At 48.1% G+C, this 4,647-nt stretch carries 6 protein-coding genes; all 6 read left to right on the forward strand.

Annotated features, from left to right (window positions below; translation table 11 throughout):
- Positions 1 to 35: 35 nt before the first annotated feature.
- Positions 36 to 425, forward strand: coding sequence for a DDE-type integrase/transposase/recombinase (locus ABVZ64_RS10000; RefSeq protein ID WP_352400880.1), 390 nt, complete (start codon positions 36 to 38; stop codon positions 423 to 425).
- 308 nt (positions 426 to 733) lie between these two features.
- Positions 734 to 1,246, forward strand: coding sequence for an LptM family lipoprotein (locus ABVZ64_RS10005; protein ID WP_352400875.1), 513 nt, complete (start codon positions 734 to 736; stop codon positions 1,244 to 1,246).
- Positions 1,247 to 1,353: 107 nt separating this feature from the next.
- On the forward strand, positions 1,354 to 1,908 hold the full coding sequence (locus ABVZ64_RS10010; protein ID WP_352400876.1) for a LemA family protein: 555 nt from the start codon (positions 1,354 to 1,356) through the stop codon (positions 1,906 to 1,908).
- An 8-nt stretch (positions 1,909 to 1,916) separates the two neighbouring features.
- The gene (locus ABVZ64_RS10015; protein ID WP_352400877.1) at positions 1,917 to 2,216 is read left to right on the forward strand and encodes a hypothetical protein; all 300 of its coding nucleotides are present in this window, start codon (positions 1,917 to 1,919) and stop codon (positions 2,214 to 2,216) included.
- Between the two features lie 102 nt (positions 2,217 to 2,318).
- A complete protein-coding gene (locus ABVZ64_RS10020) occupies positions 2,319 to 3,611 on the forward strand; it encodes a DUF2207 family protein (RefSeq protein ID WP_352400878.1) in 1,293 nt (430 codons plus the stop codon).
- A gap of 24 nt (positions 3,612 to 3,635) precedes the next feature.
- Entirely contained in the window at positions 3,636 to 4,544 is a 909-nt protein-coding gene (locus tag ABVZ64_RS10025; RefSeq protein ID WP_352400879.1) for a DUF4428 domain-containing protein, read from the forward strand.
- Positions 4,545 to 4,647: the final 103 nt, after the last annotated feature.

A 4,647-nucleotide genomic window follows, 5' to 3' on the forward strand; every position in this document is an offset into this window, starting at 1 on the left:
TATTTAGCTAGTATTCTTGATGTTTGTACTAGTAAATTGTAGGATTTAACTTTTCTAGAAAAATGAATAAGCAGCTTGTTATCTCTGCTCTTGAGAACGCCTGCTATAAACAAGGTAATCCTAGAGGTGTTATTTTGCATAATGACAGAGGCTCTCAGTATACCTCTATGGACTATCTTAATACAGCTGAAAAACATGGGATGAAGCTTTCCTACAGCAAGAAGGGTTGCCCTTTTGATAACGCTCCGATGGAGTCTTTTCATGCCTCTCTTAAAAAAGAAGAAGTTTACCTTAGACACTACTCGGATTTTGATGATGCGAAGTTAAGCTTGTTTGACTATATTGAGGGTTTCTATAACAGAAACCGTATACACTCTGCTATTAACTTTTCGACTCCTCTCGAGTTTGAAAAGTCATTTTTCTAATGCCAAATTTCGTATTTTTGTGTCCAACTTATTGACTACAGTCCAAATCTATAAGCTGTACCATGTTGGACAACTCGTCAATATTGTCATCACAGATCGCAATTTGTAGCATAAGCATTTCTTCATTTCTCCATTTCTCAATATTGCTTTTCCAAATTAATTTTACCATAAAACTCAATAACCGACACTATGTTTCATGTCGAAAAGATGATATTTCGTGCAGCGGACGGTTTTAGGGGGGAGGATTTTGATAGAGTGAATTTAAGGAAACTACCCTATACCACCTGACAGAAAACGGAGGATTTGAAATGAAAAAATTACTGGTACTTATGATGGCACTTGCCATGACGCTGAGCCTTGCGGCCTGCGGCGGTGAGGCTGATACAGACGCACCATCTACCCAGCAACAGGGGGCTGATACGGATGAGCAAGCGAAAGCAGATGCGGACTTCGCAAAGCTTCAGGGCTTTTTTGATCGTATTATTGAAAATTACGAAGATCAGCAGGCTATAGGCACACTGCTTGAGGAAGTAAAAAGCGGTCAAAAAGAAGAAAGCAATCTCCTTGACGCATACAAGCAGTTGGCAGAGGATGCAAATGAAATGCTTCAGGATGTGCAAAGCACAGCATGGGAAACCAACATCTACGACGACAAAGCGGAGGTGCTGACTGCATGCATAGAGGCACTTGCACAATATCAGCAAACCGTTTATGAGGCGGCTGAGGAAAATGATGTTACAAAGCTGGAAACAGCGGCGGAGCTGGCTACAGATTATGATGAAAAATTAACAGCAGTCCTTGACGCTATGGGCATAGAGTAATTTAGCTGCAACGGCATTTCAAGAAGTGTCTTTGATTGACCCGAAACGGCAGGAAGCCCGAAAGACTTCCTGCCGTTTCCAAAAACAGAAACAGGAGGGAATATACGATGATGCCAACTTTTATCGCAATCATAGCAGTCCTTGCAGTCATTGTCCTATGGGCTATCTCCACCCAACGCAGACTGGTGGTGCTTGATGAGAATATCAGCAACGCCATGAGTCAGATCGGAGTACAGCTGTCCAGCCGCTTTGATGCGCTAACGGCTCTTTTGGACTTGACCAAGGGCTATGCCAAGCACGAAAGCGAAACGCTGATTGAAACCATTAAATCCAGAAGAAGCGTGATTACAGCAAAATCCACGCCGAAGGATGTGCTGCATCAGGAAGGGATTATTTCCGAAGCCCTGGGCAGGATTGCCATGGTGACGGAGCAATATCCGGAGCTAAAGGCGAACCAAACCTATATCAAAACCATGGATGCGGTGCAGACCTTTGAAAACATGGTGCGCACCAGCCGCCTGATTTACAACGACAGTGTGACCAAGCTCAACCGTGAAATCCGGATGTTCCCAGTGTCTGCAATTGCCGGCATGCTGGGTTTTCGGCAAGGGGAGTATCTTGTGGAGCAGGCAAGCAAGACGGATATGCCCAGCATGAAATGAGATGTGTAATGCGAAAAATTATTGGCACGTTTATTCTATGTCTATATTTTATATTTTCTGTCCCTGTGCCTGCCTTTGCTGCAAACAAGGTAAATACCATCGACATAAAAGCTGTTCTTAATCGGGACGGCTCTATGCACATTACGCAGGTCTGGGAGGGAGATTTTGGCGAGGGAACCGAAAGCTATATCCCCATGAACACACCCGATTACCTGACCATCAGCCAGCTTACGGTCTCCGACCAAAACGGGAACTATGAGACGGTGCCGGATTGGGACGTTGATTGGAGCTTTGAGGAAAAGGCGTAAAAATGCGGCGTTTTTGAGACGGACAACGGGTATGAAATTTGCTTTGGCATCAGCGGGTATGGGCAAAACCGCTATGCCATCGAATAAAAGCTGGATCATGCAGTGGGCGCTTACAGCGACAGGGACGGCGTGAATTTCCGCTTCGTAAACGAGGGGATGAACACCACCCCCACCGATGTAAAGGTGGAAATCCGACTGGCGGACAGTGCGCCCATCACCGATGAAACAGCCGATATATGGGGCTTTGGCTATGAGGGACAGGTGGGATTTTCAGACGGCGCCATTCTTGCCTACACGGAAAGCCCCATTCGTTCCGAAAACCATGTGACACTGCTGTTCTCCTTGGAAAAGGGTGTTTTATCACCCGCAAGACAGGAGCCGGACAGCTTTGAATCGCTTAAACAAACCGCTTTTCAGGGCAGCGACTATGATGACTCCGGTGCGGAGCAGGAAGAAGGCACAGTTTCTGAACTGATTTTGGGGATGGTCATTTTATTTGGAACACCCATTGCGCTGGCGGCATTCTTTCTGGGGCGCAGCAAAAAGCTCAGACGAAGAAAGCTAAACAGATTTGCGGAGAAGTTCGGGTATTTTAGGGATGTTCCGAATAGCGGCAATCTGAGTGCCACCTATGCGTTGGGACGGCTGTTTGATGTCTGTGAAGACGGTTCAATTCTTGCCACAGGAATGCTGCGGGTGATTCAGCTTGGCTGCCTGTCTCCTGTGGAAACGCAGCAGGTCGGCTTGATGGGACAAACCCGCGAAACAGTGAGCCTGCGGCTTATGGGCAGTCAGCACAGCCAAATGAACGAGTATGATGAGTACCTCTATACGGTTCTGGAGGGTGCGGCCGGTGCGGACGGCATCTTACAGGCAAAGGAGCTGGAACGCTTTGCAAGCCAAAACGACAAGCTGCTGCGCACCTACATAGAGAAGCATGACAGTGCAGGCAGAGCGTATTTGAATCAAAAGCACTGCCTAAAACGGTGGAATATGCCTGCCAAACTAACCGACCTGAACCCAGCTGGTGAACAGGAGCTGGGCAAGCTGATGGGACTGAAACGGTATCTCACGGATTTTTCACTGGTTGCCGAGCGCGGCGTTAAGCAAATGCCCATCTGGCGGGAGCTGCTGGTCTATGCCATGCTTTTCGGCATCGCCGATCAGGTGGCGGAGCAAATGAAGGCGCTGTATCCGCAGCTCTCTGCCGAGCTGGTCGACTACAGCCAAAGCATGGTTACCGCCTATTCCTATCACTATTTACTTTACCGCAATATGAAGCAAGCCGAAGACCAGCGCGAGCAGGAAAAACGCAGCGGCGGTGGGGGCGGTTTTGCTTCCCTTGGCGGAGGCGACGGCTCCATCGGCGGTGGTTCGGGCGGAGGAACAAGATAATGCGAACAAAAGGAGGAACGGAATATGGGCTTATTTTCAAAAAAATCCCCTTGCCCTATCTGCGGCGGCAAGATTCCACTAATTCTGCCATCGAAAATTGAGGGCGAATATATTTGCAACGACTGTTATAGCAAGATTGATATGGGTGCCGACAAGGAAAGCAATCTGACAATGCAGGGATTTCGGGAGTATCTGGCATTCTACGATCAAAACCAAATACTGAAAGGCCAGTTCGTGGTTTCTGAGCGGATTGATTTCGGCCTTTGGGATACCAAAATCATCTTTGATTACCAGAACAAGCTGCTGTGTATGAGCAAAAACCCCGATAAAACCGTGTTTGAAGGCAAACAATTGAAATCCTTTACCATCAGGGAGGACAATACCCCTCTGATTGAGGGTTCGGCGGCAGGCATACGCCGTTACACCAGCACCGTAACCGAGCGGGCTATGGAGATGGCGCCGCAAATCGCACAGTTTGCAGCAAGCAAGCGGATGGCACGAACCCTTGACAGGCTGGACGATGGCAAGGTAAATAACTCCGCACCGGTGCAGTATTTTGATATTCCTGAACCCTTTCAGACGTTTAACGTGGAGCTGCATTTCGACCACCCCTACTGGACGGTGCTCAAATATGATATGGACGGTCCACGGTTTAATAACAACCTCCCGGATGTGAACAACTACCTCCGCTCCTATCAGCAAAGCATAGAAGAAATTGAAAAGCTGGTGGCTGCACTTAGGACGGTGGCCTTTCCCGACGTAGCTGAGCAGTCTATTGGCCCCGGGATGATGGGAATGGGGACGTTATATACCAACATGGCTCCGCCTACCGACGTCATTGAAGAAATCAAAAAATACAAGGCGCTTATGGAGGACGGCATCATTTCCCAGCAGGAGTTTGAGGCAAAGAAAAAGCAGCTCCTTGGGATTTGAAGAAAATCAGCCTGTCTATGCGGAAGGGGGACATGACATGACCTACGCCTGCGAGGACTGCGGCTTTTTATTCTGCCGGGTGGGAGCGGTAAAGGAATGCCCT

It is taken from the genome of Anaerotignum sp. (assembly GCF_040307045.1).
Taxonomy (GTDB): domain Bacteria; phylum Bacillota; class Clostridia; order Lachnospirales; family Anaerotignaceae; genus Chakrabartyella.